Consider the following 19,685-nt stretch of genomic DNA (forward strand, 5'->3'; position numbering starts at 1 on the left):
TCTAAAGCTAAATCCTTAAGATTTAGCGGCTTTATAAATATACACAGACCTTTGGGTATAACCCTAAAGTCCGCATTACGTTTTCTTAGTCGCTGTTGTTTTTCCACATTTTGGTGCAGAACTTAAAATAATTTAAATTGTTGGGATTCTCGAAAAGTTCAAACATACTATGAGTTTTTCCTTTAATAGTTTTTAACTCATTTGCAATACCTTTTTCTTTCAAGTATGAACTAATTATTGAACTACCTTTTCTATTACCTTTTAGAACAAATCCATCTTTGCTTCCAATCCACATTTGAATCTTAATCCCACTATTGATTATTTTTTCATGGTTTACATCAATACCTTGTTTTAGACGTTCAATTGCATAATCACTAACAAAAGCAATAGAAGCAATCGAAGAAAACTTAGTTGGAAAATTTACAGCAAAATTTAGTGCTCCAGTAGCTCCTCTAGAATAACCAATAATAGAGATTTGAGAACTTTTCATGGACGTATTGAATTTTTCATAGCAATATTTTCTCAATTCACCGTTCTCATTGCTCGTAACCATATTTTCATTTGAGTCGGTATACCATTGCATTTTACTTAAATTATCTCCACCGCTTAATGCAATTACAACTACTTCTGGGATGGATTTATTTTTAACCCAATAATTTAGACTGTCAGCAGGAATAACATAAGTTAATGAATACTCGCTTCCACCTTGACCGTGTAATAAAATAATTAGTGGGTATTGTGATGAATTCTTCTTAGACCAAGAAGGAGGAAGATATACATTGAAATCTACATTGCCTCTAATTTTACTTTGGAAAAAAGAGTGTGTGTAACCTCCCGTTGTCGGATTTAAAATATCAAATTCCGCATCTTTATTGGGATTATTATCTTGACAAGATGCACCTGCGAAATTATAGATTAGAAGTATAAATAAAAGAAAAATTAATTTATAGATTTTCATGCTAAATTGATTAAACTATTTTCGTTTAAAGTGTTTTATGCTGAAATAGGTTGATTTTTTTTTGTTAATATTTAGACGTTCAAAAGATTTTTTATAGCCGTTTAGAAGGCAAAAAAATAGTTTGAACTAAGTCTGTTCTTAAATCTTTAGTTCAGGTAAATTCACATTATTTTTTCAATAGGATTTGTATTTAAATGTACATCGACAGGTTTTCTTAATTCCATGCTAAAATGTGTTCTTAAATTATTCTAAATATATACCGCTTGTTCGGTCATTTTTCACGCTAGTTTAGTGTTTTTAATGGTTTTTCTTAGGCCGTATTCGTATTTAAGAGTCCTGTTAATTCGTTCATTAATAGCGTTTTCGTACGGGGCGTATTGCTCGGTCATACTCATTGTAAACATAAGAAACAGAAAGCAGTTTCATCAATTGGATATTGAAATTGGTCGTATAGCAGTGTTTAGAGAATTTCTAAAAAACGATCAACTTCATTTTCAAGATTTGAATGTTGAACTCCTAAAACAATTTGAACATTTTCTGTTAAGTAAAAGAAATTTGGTTGCACGTACTGTGGCTAATTATATGATTACGCTTCGAACTATTTATAATTTAGCTATTAGTCAAAACATCACTAAAAAAGAATTTTACCCTTTTGGAAAAGGGAAATTTCAAATTAAGTTTCCCGAAACAAAAAAGGTAGGATTAAATAGAGAAGAAATAAAGACTTTAGAGAATTTAAAAGGTTTAACTCAAGCTCAAGAGTATGCTTTATATGCATGGTTAATTAGTTTTTATTTTGCAGGAATTCGGATAAGTGATGTATTACAATTAAAGTGGGCAGATTTTTATGACGAGCGTTTACATTACCGTATGGCTAAGAATAACAAATTAGTGTCTTTGAAGATCCCTGATAAAGTTTCTAAAATTCTCAGTAAATTAGAAAGAGAAGAACATTCTGTTTATTTATTTAAGGAGCTAGAAGGGATAAATTTAAATGATAAGAAACGCGTAAGAACAAGAATAAAAACAGCTACAAGAAACTTCAATAGGAGGTTAGAGCTTGTTGCCTTGCAAGCAGGTATAGATAAAAAAATGTCCATGCATATTGCTCGCCATAGTTTTGGTAATATTTCTGGAGATAAAATTCCTATTCAAATGCTTCAAAAACTATATAGGCATTCTTCGGTTACTACAACTATGCTTTATCAAACTAATTTTATGAGAAAAGATGCTGATGAGGCGCTTGATATGGTGATTGATTTTTAATTTTGCCTCGGTGAAAAGTTATTTGAGTAAAATATTGACATATAAAGTTAGTAGGAACATACTTGTTCTTAGGAAAATGATTTTTTTTATGGTAGTTTTAATTCTTTTGACGATATATCTACGTATATCTGGTATCAGATTAATGAGTAGCTCATTGAATATAACTTTGTTTTTGTCCTTCTTAAATTTAATCAATTCGTGAAGTGATTGCTTTATGGTGATGCGAACTTCTCTCTGGGTCTTGTAATGGGTGGTCCTATTTTTATTAGATTATATATTGAATTACCTATAACTTAAAGATCATTATTGGTCGTTTTGCATGGTTCGAAATGTCTTCAGAAATACTACTTTTTATTAAATAATTTAAATCGTTTTCGATCATGGGTACTTAGCACAATGAGATCTACATTTATTATTTCTTCATATAGATTAAATCCATCTTAAGTTACAAATACTTTAGCTTTTTCCTTCGATTCTCTGGAGTTTATAAAGGGATAAGCTAAATTGACATAAAGGAGATGAATAGTACTTCCTAAAGTAGCAAATAGAGCTAATTTCTTAAAAAATGCTAGAGTGTTTACAGGATTCAAATCTGTAGCTATAACTATATTTTTTTTGCCAAAATTCTTAGGAGCTGGCGCTATAATTAACTAAGGTATCTTACTATTACGAACCCTTTGATCTGCGTTTGATATAGCAAAAATACCATCATATAAAGTTAACCCTTGTTAGCCATAATGATTAAATCGGCATTTATCTCTTTTGCCAAAATGACACCAGCCTTTAAGGTAAATTCCAATTGTTTTTAAAATTCCAATGGTATGATTGCGTTTTTCATTTCAATAAAGATTGCGATAGATGCATGCGAATGAAATGACTTACGCTAAGCACAGGATATTTAGTTTATAACAACTACGAAATTATCGAATGTGTTTTAGGATCAATACAGAATGAACAAAGCGCTTTATATGTGACTGACTCAGGTCATTGATAAGATAGGCTTATATAAGTTTCTTTGCCAGTAAATGAATAGTTAAATCTATTGCAGTAAATGTTTTGCGAAAATGAGATTAAATTAGAATTAAATAAAAATACCAAATTATCACATTATGAGAGTGTTGTCGTACATGGTTGCAAGCGTATTAGTAATAAGTTGGGGTATAGGTTTCTTTATTTACACTGCAGGAGGTTTAATCCATATGTTATTGGTGTTAGCTTTAGTCACTATTTTACCGACACTATCTAGATGGAAGCGTAAGTAGCCTTTATATCATCAACTAAAAACAACAAAAATAGGGTGAGCAAAGTTGATGTCTTGATTACGATTTTTTAAAAGAACACTTAAAGGAATGAAAACAAGAGCATGTTTAAATCAGCATAAATAAGTTGGATGAGATTGAGCTATCTATTTATACATTAAAAAAAACAAAAATGAATAAAACAAAATTAAATTTACCACCGGAATTAGGAAAAATACTTAAATACTGGCGGCTTATTGTTACAATACTAATTTTAGGAGTGATTTCGTTGTCATCAATTTTTCAGATAAGTACTGAAGAAGTAGGAGTTATTACTCGGTTTGGGAAGTATGTGCGACAAGTAGAACCAGGATTAAATTTTAAAATACCTTTGGTAGAAGATGTTTATAAGGTTCCGGTAGAAAGACAACAAAAACTAGAATTTGGTTTCCGAACCACCAAAGCAGGAATGGACAGTCAATATGGAAAATTATCGAGTAAAGAAGATGAATCACTGATGCTTACTGGTGATCTTAATCTGGCAGAGGTGCAGTGGGTGGTACAATATAGGATAGATGATGCTTACAAGTACCTGTTCAAAGTTAGAAACCCTCAGAGTACGCTTCGTATTGTTTCAGAAGCGGCAACGAGGCAAATTGTGGGTGACAGAACCGTAAATGAAGTACTGACTGTTGGTCGTACGGAAATAGCAAGTGAGTTAGAGAAACTCATTCAGCAAATAAGTAGAGAATATTCTATGGGTATCAAAATAGAACAAGTGGTGTTACAAGATGTAAATCCGCCAGAGCCGGTAAAGGCAGCTTTCAATGCTGTTAACGAAGCCCAGCAAGAAAAGGAAACGTTGATTAATCAAGCAAAATCGGAATACAATAAAGTGATACCCAAAGCAAAAGGTCAAGCAGAAGAAACCATTCAACAAGCAAAAGGGTATGCGGCTGAGCGTGTAAATAATGCAGAAGGGGAGGCCACTAGATTCTCGGCATTATATAATGAATTTATTAAGGCTCCTGAGGTAACAAAAAAAAGAATTTATCTTGAAACCATGTCAAGTGTGATACCCAACATTGGGAATGTAGTGATAACAGACCAAAAGGGTAGCAACGTGTTACCTTTATTACAAATGCAGATGAATAAAAAAACAGAAATCAATGAAAACTAAATCAATTTTAATAGCGATATCAATCATTCTTATCCTGATAGGTTTAAAGAGTAGCATTTTTATTGTACAGGAAAAGGATCAGGTGGTCATTACTCAGTTTGGAAAGCCAATTGGAGAAGCCATTATTGAGCCTGGGATGTACTTTAAACTTCCCTTAATACAGGTGGCAAATTATTTCGAAAAGCGCTATATGGAATGGAATGGTGATCCAAACCAAGTACCCACTAAAGACAAAAAGTTTATTTTTGTTGATACCTATGCAAGATGGCAAATTACAGATCCGCTCCAATTTTTTAAACGGTTAACAAATGAACGGGGGGCACAATCTCGTATAGACGATATCTTGGATGGAGACACAAGGAATTTTATAGCAAATAATAACATAGAAGAAACTGTACGTACAAGTAACAGAATACCTTTAACATCCGATACTGAAATTATCGGCGATTCCTTGGCGAAAATTTATGTAGGTCGAGATAAGATTCAGCAAATGATATTAAAATCGGCGAATAAACAGACTGAAGATTTAGGAATTAAGATACTCGATTTTCGGTTTAAACGTATCAATTATGTGCAGGAAGTGCAGAATCAGGTATTTAAAAGAATGAAAAGTGAACGTTTTCGTATCGCTGATAAATTTAGATCGGAAGGTCAGGGGGAAGCCTCACGTATAAATGGTGAAAAAGAACGAAAACTTAAAAATATACAATCCCTTGCTTTTAGGGATGCTGAGATGATTAAGGGTAAGGCAGATGCCTCTGCTGCCTCAATTTATGCAAAAGCGTATAATAAATCGAGTCAATCAAGAAGCCTTTATGGTTTTCTGAAATCAATGGAAACATTTGAGAAAACTTTTGATGGAAAAACATCCATTTTCATTTCAACGGATAGTGAATTATATAAATACTTAAAAAAGATGGATTAGCTTTTTATGAAATACTATTAAAAGTCCTGAATTTTCTATAAAAACCATTTGTGAAAGTTTTCTAGATATTGAGCTTTTGATTGATTGGTATTATTAGAAAAATAATGATGTATAATAAAAAACGGGGAGTCTTATAGGCTTCCCGTTTTTGTATTTAAACTAATTCTTATTTAATAAATCATTTAAAAATAACTGTTAATTATTATTTTTAGAGATACGTTACCAGTTGAAAATAATCTGATGTATATTAATTATTATACATTTAATGTAGGTTCTATAGTATCTAACAAACTGTTTTCTCCTCGAATAATTAAACAATAATTGTCATTTTTCAGCTCATCTAAATAGTTATTAATTTCTTCAACCTCAATTCCCAACCCTTTAAATATTCCTAAAAGACCTGAGGGTAAAGATGCGAGCTCTCTTTCATCAATTTTATTAAGGAATGTAGGGGTTAAGTGACCTGCAATAAATAAGGAGCCAATTTCAGGATTATGGAAATATCCAAATTGAAATTGCTCGCCTAATACAGCACTTAATTGCTGTTTTATATCGGTTATTATTTTTTCAAGTTCTTTTTTAGTAATTCCGGTATTGGTAGTAAGCTTACCCAAGATAGATAACTGAAGCGGTATATTATTATTATTATGAATATGGAGCAATACCATTTCTATTTTAGATAGGCTTGAATATGTATGTATAAGGAATCGTTTTTGTGATCTGTTAAGTTCTTTAGAAGACATGCTTTAAATATTAGTTTAGTTTTAACGTACCGCTAAATTATTAGTAATATTTCTTTTCTTCAATGACGAGGGTCAACCTATCTAGTTTTATCCAAAAAGGGCAATATCTTCTAAGTCTTTTTTATTTTCAATAATGATTTCTCTATGAGAACCAATGATTACTAAGGCTTCATCTTTAAAGTCAGTTAGCATTCTAATAGCCGTCTCAGTAGCTGTACCCATAAGATTTGCTAAATCTTCTCTTGATATATTAATGCCTTCATTTGTAGAGTTATTAAGTATTTCATTGTTAAATAAATCTAATAATACTTTTGCTAAACGTTGCCTAACTGTGGCAAATGCCATACTTATTAGTTGTTCTTGAAGATCAATTAAATTGTTGGAAATCATGGTAATGAATTTATTTGAAATCAACTTATCACCAAAAAGCAAGGTTGTGAAATCAGCTTTAGGAATCTTAAAAACTTCTGCTAGCTCTAGAGCTGTTGCAGTGTCTCTATAAATACCTTTATTAGTTAGTAGAGATAGTTGCCCTACAAATTGTCCAGGTCCAAACATACCTGTTACTAAACATTTACCAGACTCGGTTGTCTTATATGTTTTTATAGTGCCTTTCTGGATAAAATATAGTGTATTTGCTGCATCACCCTCCATAAAAATAAAGTCTTTTTTATTGAATGTTTCCACCTCACGATCTTCAGAAAGGCTTTCCATACCTTCGTGTACTGATACATCATTAAAAAATTGATTAACACCTTCAATATCCTTAGAGAATTCTTTTTTAAGGAAACTATGTTTTTTAAGTCTTGAGGCAACAGCATCTAATAATTCGCTTTCATCAAAAGGTTTAGTAAGATAATCATCGGCACCTAGATTCATTCCTTTTCTAACATCTATTCGTTCTGTTTTAGCAGTTAGGAAAATAAAAGGGGTACTAGCTATTGTTTTATCTTTATTTAAATGAAGTAATACATCGTATCCATTCATTTCTGGCATCATAATATCACAGATAATAATATCTGGTTGTGTACGCATTGCAACTTCAAGACCTTTCTTACCATCTTCTGCAGTGCAAACCTCATAGTTTGCTAATTCTAAGATTTCTGCTGTATTTTCTCTTACATCTTGATTGTCTTCTATTAAAAGTATTTTTGTCATCGTTTTATTTTGTTTACTGGGTTTTTGGCCACTTAATTAAAAAAGTTGTGCCTTTATTGATTTCACTAGTAAAATCAATGGTGCCATCCATAAGATTTACATATTGCTTTACGATATTAAGACCAAGTCCTGTGCCCTCAATATTCTGTGTATTTTTTGCTCTAAAAAAACGCTCGAATAGTTTCTCTTGTTCGTCATCTGGAATGCCAATGCCTTGGTCTTGAACTTGAAGCGTGACAAATGCGTCACTTTCTTCAATTTTAATATGGATATCTGTGTTTTTTGGAGAATACTTGATTGCATTGGATATTAAATTCATCAAGATAGTACGCATTAGTTTTGGATCAAGATTTATTAAAAGCGGATGGTCTGGTGCTTCTAAAATGATATTTTTCCCTATTTTTTTAGTTGTAGACACTTCTTCTATAAATATTTTAGAAAAGTGGATAAAATCAAATACTTTCTTATGGGCTTCAACCTTTCCTTCTTCCAATTTACTGAGGGATAAGAAATCATTCAATATAACAACCATAAGTTTTACATTTCTCATGATTTGAGCCACATATTTCTCAAGTTTTGGTTCTTTGCCGATTTCATTTTGCTTGTTTATAAGAATAGCAGAGGTCTGTATGGCACTTAACGGTGTTCTAAACTCGTGGGATGCCATAGAAACAAACCTTGATTTTAACTCGTTAAGTTCCTGTTCTTTTTTTAAGGCATTTTTAGCATCTCTTTCAGTTTTTTTTTGAGCTGTGATATTGCTATAAACAAATAGCGAGCTTGAGATAATGGCTTGCTCATTAAACAGAGGTGTTGTGTTTACAGAGAAGTATTGGTTTTTGTAAATTATTTCAAAGCTAAGGTGTTCACCAGCAATTGTTTTTAAAATATCTTTTTTTAGTTTTGTTTTTTGTTTATCGGAAAATATGCCGATGTCATCAGCGGTTGTATCTTCAAAAATCATTTTATCTAAGCCTAATGGTATAATAGCCTGACCTTCTATAAGTAGTATTTCAAAATTTAGATTAAAAACAATTATAAACCCATGAGGGAAATTCTTAGCAATTGCAGAGGATAAGGATTTATTCGCAATAGCTCTTTTCTCTGCCTCTTGTGTTTCCTGCATTTGGTCTTCGAGACTTAAATTCGAGGCTACTAGTTTTTGAACTGTCGTGGTTAGTTCGCTAGTTCTGCTGGTGACTTCTTTCTCTAATTCTTCAGAATAAGTTTTTAGCTGAGTTTGACTAATGTGTAGTTTCTTTTCTATTTCTTCCCGCTTCGAAATATCAATTATAAAAGCTATTACAACTTGTTTTTGCTTTATTATTGTTGGTGTTAAGCTAATTTCTAAAGGAAATTGAGAGCCGTTTTTTTTTAGTCCCCATAAATCTAAATTTTGACTCATTGTTCTCGTCTTTGGTTTTACGATGTATCCTTCTCTATGGCTTTTAGTATTTATTTTGAATTTATTTGGGATAAGGTTTTCTACTTTTTGAGTTATAAGCTCACGTGTTTTATAACCAAAGAGTTCTTCACTAGCTGGATTTGCTTTAATAATGATACCATCTGAATCAACCACTAAAATGCCTTCCACAGAAGATTGAAAAATGTCTTGAAAAAACTCTAATCCTTGTAATTCTTTGTCCATATTGTATAACCTTGTGAAGTTTACAATGTAGGCTATTTAAAATGATATAAATTATATTATTTATTTGATTTTCAATTATTTAAATATGCTGTTTTAATTGGTCGTTAATAATTGTGAATTTGATTTTTTTTCAGGCATTTAATAGTGTGTAGCTAAAAAGCATCCTTTAGAAAATCATGTTTTCGCATAATATAAGGCAGACTGATACAGGTCATTCTAAATGGCTGCATCTTACCATAAGTTTGCTATAATTATGATATTAATAATCATTTAATTATAAAACCCTGTAATCATGGGAATGCATAGAGTGGAAGATTTTCAGGAGCAGAATTTGATGGATTTAATATTGAAGCAGCGATTAGTTTTTAATCATAAAAAAAATGAGATGTTAAAAGCCATTTTGAATAATTAATAAAGGAGCTAATAGTTTAAACTCACTTAAAATGAAACAAAGAATAACTTATATAACACTAACAATTATTGTCCTTATTTTTCTTGTTGTATTCACACTTCAAAACATTAATAAAGTAACGGTTTCTTTATTATTTTGGGATATTAAAATGTCATTATCGTTATTGATTTTTTCTTTGTTTTCTTTAGGTGTTTTAACTACAATTTTTATTCTAACACCTATAATTATTGCTCTTAAATCTACATTTAAAGAGATGTTGAAATTATTAAAGAATTAGAGGGGAAACCAATAATGTATATATAGTCCGAAAGGAAGACATAAAATAAATATTTTTGATTAAAGACCTGATGACTTTAATTGTTATAGATAGGTTGATAACAGTTATTAAAAACCCGTGTAAGTTTTAATTATTTATAAATTAGTGACTTAACATAGGTTTAACTCTATTAATTAGATATACCTCGGCCTAGTCATTAGATTGAGTACTAACCCTAAAAACAAAAATCATGGGAATAATAAACAATAAAAGAAAATTTAAAATAACAAAGGAACAAACTAACCCTACAAATCCAACGGGTGATTTAAATATTGAAAATAAAAAGTTTGATATAAAAAGAGAAACTATTAAGGATAGTAAAACAAAGGAATAATAGTGGGAAGATGGAGAAAAATATAGTTACATTTTTTTGAATGAATAAAACGCTTACAATTATGAAAATTGCAGAAAAGAAGAATGCAATGAAAGATAGAAAGCCATTTATAAAATTAGGCTTTACTTTTCTAAATTCGACAGAAATCGTAGTGGCATTAAATCAATTATTAGCAAATTATCAAGTCCATTATCACAAATTGCGAAATTTTCATTGGAATATTGAAGGTCGATATTTTTTCGAATTGCATCAAGAATTTCAAAATGAATACAATACTGTAAAATTACATATTGACATTATTGCTGAAAAAATAAGGGTTTTTGGTTTGAAACCATTAATGAGTATGACTGAGGTTTTAGCCATATCCCGGTGATAATGTTACAGAACAGATTGTAACTGATTTTATACAGAATCTTGAAAAAAGAAATTGGGTATTTATATCTTGGGGTAAATAAAATTTGTTGTGTGGTGAACTGACAATGAATTTATCCGAAATCATTTACTATGCTTATCCCCGACCATTGTAACCACTTTTTTTTATAATAATAGTTTTAATTTAAAACAATAGAGTTATGTCAAAAAATGTATCTGATCAAATAGTAGAAATGCTTGTGTCAGAGGGTGTCAAAAGAATTTATGCCATAATTGGAGACAGTCTCAATCCAGTTAATGATGCTATACGTAGAGATGGCAGGCTACAATGGATACCTGTAAGGCATGAGGAAGCAGGAGCTTATGATGCTCTATGGAAGCTGAGTTGAACGACATAGGTTGTTGCATGGGAAGTAGTGGACCTGGGCATGTTCATTTAGTTAATCAACTATATGATGCCAACAAAGCTGGAAATCCTGTTATTGTTATTGCTTCAACCATTCATACTGAAAAATGGGGTTGGACAATTTTCAAGAGACAAGACCTGAATCTCTATTTCAAGATTGCGCGAAATATGTATTTCAAACGAATACACCAAAACAAGCCATAATATGGATTGTAAACCGCTATTCAGCATGCCATAAGCATGAAGGGTGTTTCTGTTTTAGCACTCCCAGGTGATGTGGCTGCAGCCAAACTAGAATCCGTACATAATCTAATATAAATATTTTTACAGATATTAAAGCCGTGGCAATGCCTCCTTCCTTAAATTTCGAACAAGTGAAAGGCTTTGCACAATCCATGGGCAAAATGATGGTCAGTGGAAAATTTGCTAAAATAGTAGATACAACCAAGAGTGAATTAAAATACTTACGGGAATTAATATAAAGCATTATGAAGGAAGTTATTAAAACATAAAACAATTTAGAGGTTTAATTACCAATAGCTACTTGAATTAGCAATGTTTGTAAAAAACAGGGAATGGATAAGTCAAAAAATAAAATTGGATTATGGTCAGCAGTTGGAATAGGAGTAGGAGCCATGGTAGGAGCAGGGATATTTGCACTAATGGGAGAGGCTGGAGCAATTGCAGGCAAAGCAGTTTATATATCTTTTATTCTAGGCGGAATTATTGCCGCTATTAGCGGCTATTCGTTAGCTAAGTTAGGAGCTAGTTTTCCTGCAGCTGGAGGTATTGTTAAATATGTAGCTCAGGCATTTGGATTAAATGTTTTTTCTGGAGGAATAAGCGTTTTATTGTATCTATCATCCATAATAACACTGGCACTTTTAGCTAAAGCCTTTGGAAGTTATGCTGCTGTATTATTTAATTTAAAAGAATCGCTGATATACATCAATATATTTGCTTTATCAATAATGTTACTAATTGGAATAATTCAATATTTTGGAATAAAAAAAGTTGTAAAGTTCCAGAATGTATCAATTGTAATTACCATTATAATATTAGTAATATTTGCTACTGTGGGGCTAATCTATATGAAACCTGAATTGATGGCACCAGCATTATATCCTTCATCAAATAAAATATTATTTAGTATTGCAATTACATTCTTTTCATACGAAGGATTTAGAATAATTACACATACTGCTGAAGATATTGTTAATCCAGAAAAAAACTTGATGAAAGCAATTTTCATTTCAATAGGTATAACTATGGTTATCTATACTACTTTAGCATATGCTGTTTTTGGCAACTTGGAAGTTGATAAGGTAATTGAAGCTAAGAATTATGCTTTAGCCGAAGCCTCAAAACCTGTTTTTGGTAACCTTGGTTATACTATCATTTCAGTTACGGCACTTTTTGCTACAGCATCAACTATAAATGCAACATTATATGCAGCAACTAAAATCTCTTATCAAATGGCAAAAGATGGTGAGTTCCCAAGTTTTTTTTCCAAACAAATCGGAAATAGCAGAGTGGGATTATTAGTTAGTTTATTATTAACAGGCTTGCTAATAGTTTTTCTAGATTTATTACAAATAGCTGCCGTAGGTTCCATTGCTATGTTGTCTATTCACGCTGTAACTCATTTAGGTCATCTAAAAATTATTCATCAAACTAAAGCTTCAAAATTTTTAGTTGTTACCGCATTGCTAACAACCTTAACTGTAATCGTATTGTTTTTGATATATTCTATTAAAGACTCATATACTATTCTTTTTTTGTTTGTTGGATTACTTGTTCTATCGTTCTTGATAGAATTAACTGCAAGATTAATTACAAATAGAAAAGTTACTAAAAGTAATTGAAATTCAATTAACCGAGAAATAACTTAAGTCCACTTTATGTTTTCAAAATATTTTTATCAAAACACTCATTAATTTAAAAGATGGAAAACAGACTATCCCGAATTCTCTATAATTATCTTTTAAAGACAGGTATGGGCGAAAACCTCGTCTCGTATTTCAATTTAATTATCTTGTTGGCAATCATACTGCTTTTGGTATGGTTACTAGACCTTATTATTTGGAAAGTATTACGTGCACTATCGGTTCGGATAACGCAAAAATCAAAGACAGATTTTGATAATTTTTTAGTAACCCATAGGGTTCCACGTTTTGTGGCTCATATTTTCCCTTTAATACTCTTATTCAAGTTTGTACCTATTGCGTTTATCGATTTTGATTACGCTGGTGTTATAGTGTTAAAAATACTTCAGATATTATTAGTTCTTTTAGTAATAGCCTTGGTTAAAAGATTATTTAAAAGCACGACTGATTATTTAAAAACTAAGCCAAGGTTTCACGACAAGCCGATTGATAGCTATATACAGGTCTTTATGATCTTTGCTTGGATTGTTGGTGTTATGACTATTTTTGCCATAATTACAGGTGTTGAATTTTGGAAGTTTTTTACAGCTCTTGGTGCAGGATCCGCAGTAATCATATTAGTTTTCAAGGATTCTATTTTGGGTCTGGTTGCAAGTATTCAGGTCAGTATAAACGATATGGTAGGTATCGGTGATTGGATTACTTATGAGAAGTATGGAGCTGATGGCGATGTCACAGAAATCAACTTAGCCACAGTAAAAGTGCAAAATTTTGATAATACAATTACTACTATACCTACCTATGCTCTAATTTCAGATTCATTTAAAAATTGGAGAGGTATGCAGGTTTCTGGAGGAAGGCGAATCAAACGTGCGTTAATCATCAGTCAAAAAAGTATTCGTTTTCTTTCGGATGAAGATGTGACCAAACTTAAAAAAATACAATTGATTACTCAATATTTAAATAGTCGAACCAACGAAATTAATACATATAATACCCAGCAGGAAGCAGATAAATCCTTGAATATAAATGGTAGAAATTTGACTAATTTTGGTGTGTTTCGTAAATATGTTTCTATATATCTTGAAAAACATGCTGCCATCAATAAGAACATGACCATGATGGTTAGACAATTAGCACCAACACCACAAGGTATTTCTTTGGAAGTCTATGCGTTTAGTAACGATAAACGTTGGGAAAATTATGAATACGTTATGGCCGATATTTTTGATCATCTTTTGGCTGCCATGTCTAGTTTTGAATTAGAAGTTTTTGAACTGCCAACTTCTTTAGCGATACAAAAGTAATCATCATTTGATTTAAGTTTTTTGTGTGCTTAAAGATTATCAAGAAGAGAAAAACTAATTATATCAATTCCTTTTTTAATATATCGAAATACGAATAGGGTTCTCTTCTGCATAACAGATATCAATACCATTTATCAATGTTCAGAAAGCGTATTTGTGTTTGCTCCATAAAATTTATTAAATATAATGCATGCTGTTAAATCTCCGGTTACATTAACCGCAGTTCTAAACATTCCCAAAATACGGTCTATTCCAATAATAATGATAAGACCTTCAATTGGAATTCCTGAGCTTTGTAATACTGAGGTAAGAATAATAACGCCTCCTCCGGGAATAGCTGGCGTTCCAATAGAGGCAGCCACAACGGTAAAGGTAATTAATAGAAGACTCATTATAGACAATTCAATACCATAGGCTTGTGCCATAAATAAGGTGGTTACACATTGAAATAATGCCGTTCCATCCATATTGATTGTAGCTCCAACTGGGATAACAAAATCACTAATATTAGAAGATACGCCTAGTTTTTCGTCTGCTGTTTTCATAGAAAGGGGCATAACAGCTGCAGAACTGGCAGTAGAAAACGCCAACAGTTGGGGATCTCTTATGGCTTTTAGGAACTTGAAAGGATTTTTCTTGGTGATAACCAAGGCCATCACTAAATAAAACATCAATAATATCATCAGACCTAGAATTACTACTCCCATATAATAACCCAAACCAAGAAATATTTCAATACTAGTCCTTGATAGTAATGCTGCAATCAAGCCAAATACAGCATAAGGAACAAGTATCATAGCCCACGATACTACAATCATGCAGATTTTCTGAATGGCTTCCGAGAATCTAATAATAGGCTTTGCAATTTTGGGTTGGAGTTGTGTAATTGCGACACCAATAATGATGGTAAAAACAACCACACCTAACATTTCTCCCGTTAAAATAGACTCCATTGGGTTATTAGGAATAAGATTTGATATCGTATTTGGAATGTTCTCGATAAGGTCAGTTTGCTTGTCAGGAATTATTTGACTTTCACTACTATTCGGAAACCCTCCGAGTTCGAAAATATACTGACCAGGTTTCAAGATTAATGTTACTACCAAACCTATTGCAATGGCTACAGCAGTTGTAAAAACGAAATATAACAATAATCTGAGACCAAAGGTTTTAAGGTTTTTTGATGTGTTACCTACAATCCCTGTAATGATTGATGTAAATATCAACGGAATCATAATCATTTGTACCAACCTCATAAAAATTTGGCCAGGTAGATCTAGCCAATCAGCAATTTTTAAACTATTATTTTCTAAAAGTAAACCTGTAGATGGATTAAGGAGTATTCCTATTCCCGCTCCTAAAACTAAACCAATAATTACTTTAAGCCATAAGCGGCCTTTAATAAGATGATCTAAATGAACTGATAGACTATTGAGCGGTCTGAATTTTATCATAATTTCATTTTAATATTTAGCAACAGTCTCGACTATTTTAAAGATTGTATGGACATACTTTTTATAGGTCAATAATCAACTCATGAATCTTATATGCGGATATGAATTTACGTTATCATTTTTAAAAAAATCATCCCGATTAAAAAGCCAAAACAAGCTCCAAGTGCAGGAACCCAATTTTTTTTCATGGTTGACAACGGTGCTATATCTTGAAAAATTAGATAGATAATTCCACCAGATGAGAAAAGCATGAGTACAGCAACGGTCATTGGCATTGCGGACAAAAAGTAATAACCTAATAATGCAGAAACGACACCTGAAAAACTCAAGAGGAAAAGAATGATTAAACAGGTCTTGGCAGAATATTTAGATTTTAGATCGGCATAGGCATTAAAGGCCTCTGGTAAATTTTGAATCCCAATAATGATGGCTAATAAAATGCCTAGTTGAGGATTTGTTAAAAATACGGCGCCCATAGTAATGGATTCTGGTACAAAATCTGAAAGCATTCCTAATAACTGTGCCATGGTACCTCTTTTTTTTTCAATATAACGATCTATAAAAAAGAAGGTTATTGCACCTGCCAGAAAACTTATGCCCATAGGAATTGATGAAAGCACCTTCATGCCTTCCGGAATCAAAACTAAAGACACAGCGGCCATTAAAATACCGCCTCCAAAGGCTATGGAGCTATGGGCGATTTCAGTTTTTATTAATCCTGGTTTAGTATAAGTACTAAAATAATAAGACAATAATCCCCCTAAAAAAACAGTTGCTCCTGAGATTAAAGAATAAACTAATACGAGTTGTAGCACCGTCATATAGAAAGATATTTACACTTGTTTTGAACTTGAACTTATTGGGATTAACTTAGTTTAAAATGCTTTTTCACAAAAGCAACCTGTTCATTATCAGTTATATTATCAGCTGATTCTATATCAATTTTGATGTCCTTAAAGTGTAAATCTTTATTCAAGTAATTATATAGTTCTACTTTTGCATTTGTTGGTCCAAATAAAAGCACTTGGTTATATTTCAAAATTTCAAATCCAATTTTTTCGTAAAAATCTTCATTCATTTGTTGTCTTTTGTTATGCATCAAACTTTCACTTCTATTCAAAGCATCTTCTTTTATGTCTGAAGAGAATTTTGATGTAATAGAAGGCTTGTTTTTCTTGGCATCTAAATCAATTAAATTGGCCGTTGAATGATCCATCCAAATACCTAATGTTTTTTGTGTTTTCATATTTTTTATATTAATGTTTTTTCATTTTTCCAATAATAGTTTTTAAAGCAGATTTTATTTTGCTAATTGCATCCGAAACAGCAAGGTCTGTGGTGTCAGCCTGGGTAGTTATCGCAATTGGTTGTCTACCTTCAAGTCGAGCTTCTAGTAAGCAGTAAATGTTATTAAACCCGTCTTTGTCTCCATTCTCATCTTTCAAGTGAACCTCTATTCTGGTAATATGAGATTCAAATCTTTGTAGTGCTTCGTTAATTTGAGAAGTAAAAAAATCGGAACTTCTTTTTTCTCCAGTAATAGTCTTATCTGTATTTATTTGAATTGTCATGTTTTATAATTTTTTAATACTCTTTTGTATTAGTTTCTAATAAGGTGTATTGAATTAGCCATTTATAGCATGTTGTTTAATATCTTTTTTTTGAGCTTTATTGGCAAGGTTAAAATTACCATGTGCAGCTATTGTACTTTGCGCTGCTTTTTGGTGGTTTCCTTCTTGATGATGAGTCGCTGCCTCTAGGTGGTGGTTTGCAGCAGCTTGTAAATAGGACGCTGCTTTTTTGTGATTTTCAATACCTTTTATATTTTTGTCTATAGGATTACTAAATTTCTCTTTTTTCATTTTTTATGATTTTTAAATATTGTTTTTTTTGTTTACTTACTTACTAAAGTATTTTAATTATAAGCCTCTTTACTAGGTGTAATTATTTATCCAGTATTAGTATGGAAAATATAACCAACTATAGCCATTATACTCTTGGAGACAGTTCCCCAAAACTTAATTTTTAAAATAGCTTTCCAATTCTCCTATAACCATCAATAGCTCACCAGTAACTAAACCTGCTAATGTTGTCAAAAAAATAGCACCTCTGGTGTTACTTGCTGTAGCAACACCAATAGCAAGACTTGTAATTGAAATAATGCCATTGTTAACACCAAGAACTGCGATGTATATAGTGATCGTCTAAATAATTATCTAATTTCTCCGAATTTTTAGTCATAAAATGTTGTTGATTTTTATATTAAATATTATGAAACAAAGGTTGACTATTTAATTTTATATACGAATGACCCAGGTCATTTTGCATTTCTTATTACCCACTTACTTTTGAAGTATTGAACTAAATATCAATATATAACACGCTTCATACAATAGCGAGTACAATGAAGTTTACGTTTCTCTTAGTACTGCGAATTAGGATTAATTAAAAGGTTGTGGAGAATAAGCTCTTTCATGTTCGAGTCACTTTTCAGAGAGTCGCTTTTTAGGTTTTCATACCAGCAAAGCCGAAGGAAAAGGAATAGGATTGTATATGGTAAAAGTTCAAGTAGAAAAATAAGTAAAAAGCAAAGTAAACCGAGGGGCAAAATTTACAATAAAGTTGATTCCATAATTCAGCCCAAAGAAAAGAAAGTATAAATTACATAATAATCTTTAACACAGAAAAATCTTGATAATTCAATTAAATATCGATAAAAATACAGATGGAGATGAAAGACTTCAAAGCTATTTGAACACAATAATAAAAGATGAATTATCGAATTTTAGTGATAATATAACAAGAATTGAAGTTCATCTGTCAGATGAAAATAGCCTGAAAAATGAAGAGCATGACAATCGTTGTATGCTCGAAGCAAGGCTTGAAAATAGGCAGTCCATTACTGTTACCAGTAATGCAAATACTGTAGAAACAGCAGTGAATGATGCGCTTAAAAAATTAAAGGTTTCATTAGATACCATAGAGTGGCGATTAAAGAATATCGAAATAAACTTAGCAATCACTACAAAAGCAATGATTAGCTTTTTATTTGGGATGAAAAGCGAACCTATAAAAATTTAAAAACATGAATAAAGTAATTATTTTAAACAATCGCCCACAGGGAAAACCGGCATTGAACAATTTTAAATTTATCAGCGAAGAACTTCCTGTTACCAAAGATGGTGCTGTTTTATTAAAAACAGTTTATGTCTCGGTCGATCCATACTTACGAGGCAGGATGAATGACACTAAATCCTATGTTCCTCCGTTCGAATTAAATAAACCAATACAATCGGGAATCATAGCCGAAGTGATAGAAAGCAAACAGGCAGATTTCAAAAAAGGGGATTTTGTGTCTGGTAGTTTAGAATGGAAGGAATACCAAACCTCCAACGGAAAAGGTTTGCAAAAAGTAAATCAAAATGAAGCTAAATTATCAAGTTATTTAGGGATTTTAGGAATGACTGGGCTTACCGCTTATTTAGGTTTAACGGAAATAGGACTGCCAAAAAAAGGCGAAACTATTGTTGTGTCTGGTGCGGGCGGAGCTGTTGGAACAGTCGTGGGTCAGATTGGCAAATTGTTAGGTTGTAAAGTGGTAGGAGTTACTGGTTCAGATGAAAAAGTTGACCTACTTACATCTAAGTTCAATTTTGATCACGCTATAAATTATAAAACAACGCCTGATTTGAAAGAAGCTGTTAAAAGTGCCTGCCCAAAAGGAGTAGATATCTATTTTGACAATGTAGGTGGGGAGATTTCAGACGCTGTTTTAGCTAACATCAATAAGTACGCACGATTGCCGGTTTGTGGAGCTATTTCACTCTACAACAAAACGGAGGTTCCAGTTGGTCCTAGATTGCAACCTATTATCCTGACTAAAAGCGCTACTATGCGCGGGTTCATCATCGGTGATTTATCAGGAAAATTTCCTGCAGCCACCAAACAGTTAACGGCTTGGATGAAAGCTGATAAACTAAAGTTCAGCGAAACCATTGTTGAAGGGTTCGACAACATTCCACAGGCATTTATTGATTTGTTTGATGGAAAAAATAAAGGGAAAATGATTGTAAAAGTTTAAA

20 protein-coding genes and 2 pseudogenes are annotated in these 19,685 nt (G+C 31.9%); 12 read left to right on the forward strand and 10 right to left on the reverse strand.

What is annotated here, in order from left to right:
- Window positions 1-85: 85 nt before the first annotated feature.
- Window positions 86-958 (reverse strand): esterase family protein, encoded by an 873-nt coding sequence (locus M4I23_RS12725; protein ID WP_249754648.1) that lies wholly within the window; start codon window positions 956-958, stop codon window positions 86-88.
- Between the two features lie 429 nt (window positions 959-1,387).
- Here M4I23_RS12725 and M4I23_RS12730 point away from each other — a divergent pair, with 429 nt between their 5' ends.
- From M4I23_RS12730 to hflC, 4 genes are all read left to right on the forward strand, one after another.
- Entirely contained in the window at window positions 1,388-2,224 is an 837-nt protein-coding gene (locus M4I23_RS12730; RefSeq protein WP_249754649.1) for a site-specific integrase, read from the forward strand.
- 1,127 nt (window positions 2,225-3,351) lie between these two features.
- Entirely contained in the window at window positions 3,352-3,486 is a 135-nt protein-coding gene (locus M4I23_RS12735) for a lmo0937 family membrane protein (protein ID WP_249754773.1), read from the forward strand.
- Between the two features lie 169 nt (window positions 3,487-3,655).
- A complete protein-coding gene (gene hflK / locus M4I23_RS12740) occupies window positions 3,656-4,642 on the forward strand; it encodes an FtsH protease activity modulator HflK (protein ID WP_249754650.1) in 987 nt (328 codons plus the stop codon).
- On the forward strand, window positions 4,632-5,567 hold the full coding sequence (hflC, locus tag M4I23_RS12745; protein ID WP_249754651.1) for a protease modulator HflC: 936 nt from the start codon (window positions 4,632-4,634) through the stop codon (window positions 5,565-5,567). The genes hflK and hflC overlap by 11 nt, the downstream gene beginning before the upstream one ends.
- Before the next feature lie 254 nt (window positions 5,568-5,821).
- On the opposite strand, the gene M4I23_RS12750 is transcribed toward hflC, so the two are convergent.
- From M4I23_RS12750 to M4I23_RS12760, 3 genes are all read right to left on the reverse strand, one after another.
- A complete protein-coding gene (locus M4I23_RS12750) occupies window positions 5,822-6,310 on the reverse strand; it encodes a hypothetical protein (RefSeq protein ID WP_249754652.1) in 489 nt (162 codons plus the stop codon).
- An 87-nt stretch (window positions 6,311-6,397) separates the two neighbouring features.
- Window positions 6,398-7,468, reverse strand: a complete 1,071-nt coding sequence (locus M4I23_RS12755) for a response regulator (protein ID WP_249754653.1) — start codon at window positions 7,466-7,468, stop codon at window positions 6,398-6,400.
- A gap of 13 nt (window positions 7,469-7,481) precedes the next feature.
- The gene (locus M4I23_RS12760; RefSeq protein ID WP_249754654.1) at window positions 7,482-9,116 is read right to left on the reverse strand and encodes a PAS domain-containing sensor histidine kinase; all 1,635 of its coding nucleotides are present in this window, start codon (window positions 9,114-9,116) and stop codon (window positions 7,482-7,484) included.
- Between the two features lie 443 nt (window positions 9,117-9,559).
- Between M4I23_RS12760 and M4I23_RS12765 the strand changes: the two genes are divergently transcribed.
- The 6 genes and pseudogenes from M4I23_RS12765 to M4I23_RS12790 all read left to right on the forward strand — a co-directional run bounded on the left by M4I23_RS12765 (window position 9,560) and on the right by M4I23_RS12790 (window position 14,149).
- A complete protein-coding gene (locus M4I23_RS12765; protein WP_249754655.1) occupies window positions 9,560-9,805 on the forward strand; it encodes a lipopolysaccharide assembly protein LapA domain-containing protein in 246 nt (81 codons plus the stop codon).
- Window positions 9,806-10,034: 229 nt separating this feature from the next.
- Window positions 10,035-10,178: a hypothetical protein gene (locus M4I23_RS12770; RefSeq protein ID WP_249754656.1), complete on the forward strand. Its 144-nt coding sequence runs from the start codon at window positions 10,035-10,037 to the stop codon at window positions 10,176-10,178.
- Window positions 10,179-10,239: 61 nt separating this feature from the next.
- Window positions 10,240-10,551, forward strand: coding sequence for a Dps family protein (locus M4I23_RS12775; RefSeq protein WP_249754657.1), 312 nt, complete (start codon window positions 10,240-10,242; stop codon window positions 10,549-10,551).
- A gap of 199 nt (window positions 10,552-10,750) precedes the next feature.
- Window positions 10,751-11,259 (forward strand): annotated as a pseudogene (locus M4I23_RS19865) (thiamine pyrophosphate-binding protein); the annotation flags it as partial.
- 272 nt (window positions 11,260-11,531) lie between these two features.
- Window positions 11,532-12,821, forward strand: a complete 1,290-nt coding sequence (locus M4I23_RS12785; RefSeq protein ID WP_249754658.1) for an APC family permease — start codon at window positions 11,532-11,534, stop codon at window positions 12,819-12,821.
- A gap of 80 nt (window positions 12,822-12,901) precedes the next feature.
- The gene (locus M4I23_RS12790; RefSeq protein ID WP_249754659.1) at window positions 12,902-14,149 is read left to right on the forward strand and encodes a mechanosensitive ion channel family protein; all 1,248 of its coding nucleotides are present in this window, start codon (window positions 12,902-12,904) and stop codon (window positions 14,147-14,149) included.
- A gap of 134 nt (window positions 14,150-14,283) precedes the next feature.
- Here the strand turns inward: M4I23_RS12790 and M4I23_RS12795 are convergent, their stop codons facing one another.
- The 6 genes and pseudogenes from M4I23_RS12795 to M4I23_RS12820 all read right to left on the reverse strand — a co-directional run.
- A complete protein-coding gene (locus M4I23_RS12795; RefSeq protein ID WP_249754660.1) occupies window positions 14,284-15,603 on the reverse strand; it encodes a dicarboxylate/amino acid:cation symporter in 1,320 nt (439 codons plus the stop codon).
- Between the two features lie 107 nt (window positions 15,604-15,710).
- Complete coding sequence (locus M4I23_RS12800; protein WP_249754661.1) at window positions 15,711-16,424, reverse strand: ZIP family metal transporter; 714 nt, start codon at window positions 16,422-16,424, stop codon at window positions 15,711-15,713.
- Window positions 16,425-16,468: 44 nt separating this feature from the next.
- Entirely contained in the window at window positions 16,469-16,849 is a 381-nt protein-coding gene (locus tag M4I23_RS12805; RefSeq protein WP_249754662.1) for a hypothetical protein, read from the reverse strand.
- Between the two features lie 10 nt (window positions 16,850-16,859).
- Window positions 16,860-17,174 carry an HPF/RaiA family ribosome-associated protein gene (locus M4I23_RS12810; RefSeq protein WP_249754663.1) on the reverse strand — a complete coding sequence of 105 codons (315 nt, stop codon included), beginning with the start codon at window positions 17,172-17,174 and terminating at the stop codon, window positions 16,860-16,862.
- Between the two features lie 54 nt (window positions 17,175-17,228).
- Window positions 17,229-17,465, reverse strand: a complete 237-nt coding sequence (locus tag M4I23_RS12815) for a hypothetical protein (RefSeq protein ID WP_249754664.1) — start codon at window positions 17,463-17,465, stop codon at window positions 17,229-17,231.
- A gap of 180 nt (window positions 17,466-17,645) precedes the next feature.
- Window positions 17,646-17,844: pseudogene (locus tag M4I23_RS12820) on the reverse strand (VIT family protein); the annotation flags it as partial.
- A 450-nt stretch (window positions 17,845-18,294) separates the two neighbouring features.
- Here M4I23_RS12820 and M4I23_RS12825 point away from each other — a divergent pair.
- Both M4I23_RS12825 and M4I23_RS12830 read left to right on the forward strand, forming a co-directional pair.
- Window positions 18,295-18,684 carry an HPF/RaiA family ribosome-associated protein gene (locus tag M4I23_RS12825; RefSeq protein WP_249754665.1) on the forward strand — a complete coding sequence of 130 codons (390 nt, stop codon included), beginning with the start codon at window positions 18,295-18,297 and terminating at the stop codon, window positions 18,682-18,684.
- Window positions 18,685-18,688: 4 nt separating this feature from the next.
- On the forward strand, window positions 18,689-19,684 hold the full coding sequence (locus M4I23_RS12830; RefSeq protein WP_249754666.1) for an NADP-dependent oxidoreductase: 996 nt from the start codon (window positions 18,689-18,691) through the stop codon (window positions 19,682-19,684).
- Window position 19,685 lies beyond the last annotated feature (1 nt).

The sequence above is a fragment of the Algibacter sp. L4_22 genome (assembly GCF_023473045.1).
In the GTDB taxonomy this organism is placed as follows: Bacteria; Bacteroidota; Bacteroidia; order Flavobacteriales; family Flavobacteriaceae; genus Algibacter.

What these genes read in the sequence shown, in the direction of transcription:
- M4I23_RS12725 (WP_249754648.1), bottom strand. Translation starts at nt 958, where the DNA reads ATGAAAATCTATAAATTAATTTTTCTTTTATTTATACTTCTAATCTAT.
- M4I23_RS12735 (WP_249754773.1), top strand. Translation starts at nt 3,352, where the DNA reads ATGGTTGCAAGCGTATTAGTAATAAGTTGGGGTATAGGTTTCTTTATT.
- hflK (WP_249754650.1), top strand. Translation starts at nt 3,656, where the DNA reads ATGAATAAAACAAAATTAAATTTACCACCGGAATTAGGAAAAATACTT.
- hflC (WP_249754651.1), top strand. Translation starts at nt 4,632, where the DNA reads ATGAAAACTAAATCAATTTTAATAGCGATATCAATCATTCTTATCCTG.
- M4I23_RS12750 (WP_249754652.1), bottom strand. Translation starts at nt 6,310, where the DNA reads ATGTCTTCTAAAGAACTTAACAGATCACAAAAACGATTCCTTATACAT.
- M4I23_RS12755 (WP_249754653.1), bottom strand. Translation starts at nt 7,468, where the DNA reads ATGACAAAAATACTTTTAATAGAAGACAATCAAGATGTAAGAGAAAAT.
- M4I23_RS12760 (WP_249754654.1), bottom strand. Translation starts at nt 9,116, where the DNA reads ATGGACAAAGAATTACAAGGATTAGAGTTTTTTCAAGACATTTTTCAA.
- M4I23_RS12765 (WP_249754655.1), top strand. Translation starts at nt 9,560, where the DNA reads ATGAAACAAAGAATAACTTATATAACACTAACAATTATTGTCCTTATT.
- M4I23_RS12770 (WP_249754656.1), top strand. Translation starts at nt 10,035, where the DNA reads ATGGGAATAATAAACAATAAAAGAAAATTTAAAATAACAAAGGAACAA.
- M4I23_RS12775 (WP_249754657.1), top strand. Translation starts at nt 10,240, where the DNA reads ATGAAAATTGCAGAAAAGAAGAATGCAATGAAAGATAGAAAGCCATTT.
- M4I23_RS12785 (WP_249754658.1), top strand. Translation starts at nt 11,532, where the DNA reads ATGGATAAGTCAAAAAATAAAATTGGATTATGGTCAGCAGTTGGAATA.
- M4I23_RS12790 (WP_249754659.1), top strand. Translation starts at nt 12,902, where the DNA reads ATGGAAAACAGACTATCCCGAATTCTCTATAATTATCTTTTAAAGACA.
- M4I23_RS12795 (WP_249754660.1), bottom strand. Translation starts at nt 15,603, where the DNA reads ATGATAAAATTCAGACCGCTCAATAGTCTATCAGTTCATTTAGATCAT.
- M4I23_RS12800 (WP_249754661.1), bottom strand. Translation starts at nt 16,424, where the DNA reads ATGACGGTGCTACAACTCGTATTAGTTTATTCTTTAATCTCAGGAGCA.
- M4I23_RS12805 (WP_249754662.1), bottom strand. Translation starts at nt 16,849, where the DNA reads ATGAAAACACAAAAAACATTAGGTATTTGGATGGATCATTCAACGGCC.
- M4I23_RS12810 (WP_249754663.1), bottom strand. Translation starts at nt 17,174, where the DNA reads ATGACAATTCAAATAAATACAGATAAGACTATTACTGGAGAAAAAAGA.
- M4I23_RS12815 (WP_249754664.1), bottom strand. Translation starts at nt 17,465, where the DNA reads ATGAAAAAAGAGAAATTTAGTAATCCTATAGACAAAAATATAAAAGGT.
- M4I23_RS12830 (WP_249754666.1), top strand. Translation starts at nt 18,689, where the DNA reads ATGAATAAAGTAATTATTTTAAACAATCGCCCACAGGGAAAACCGGCA.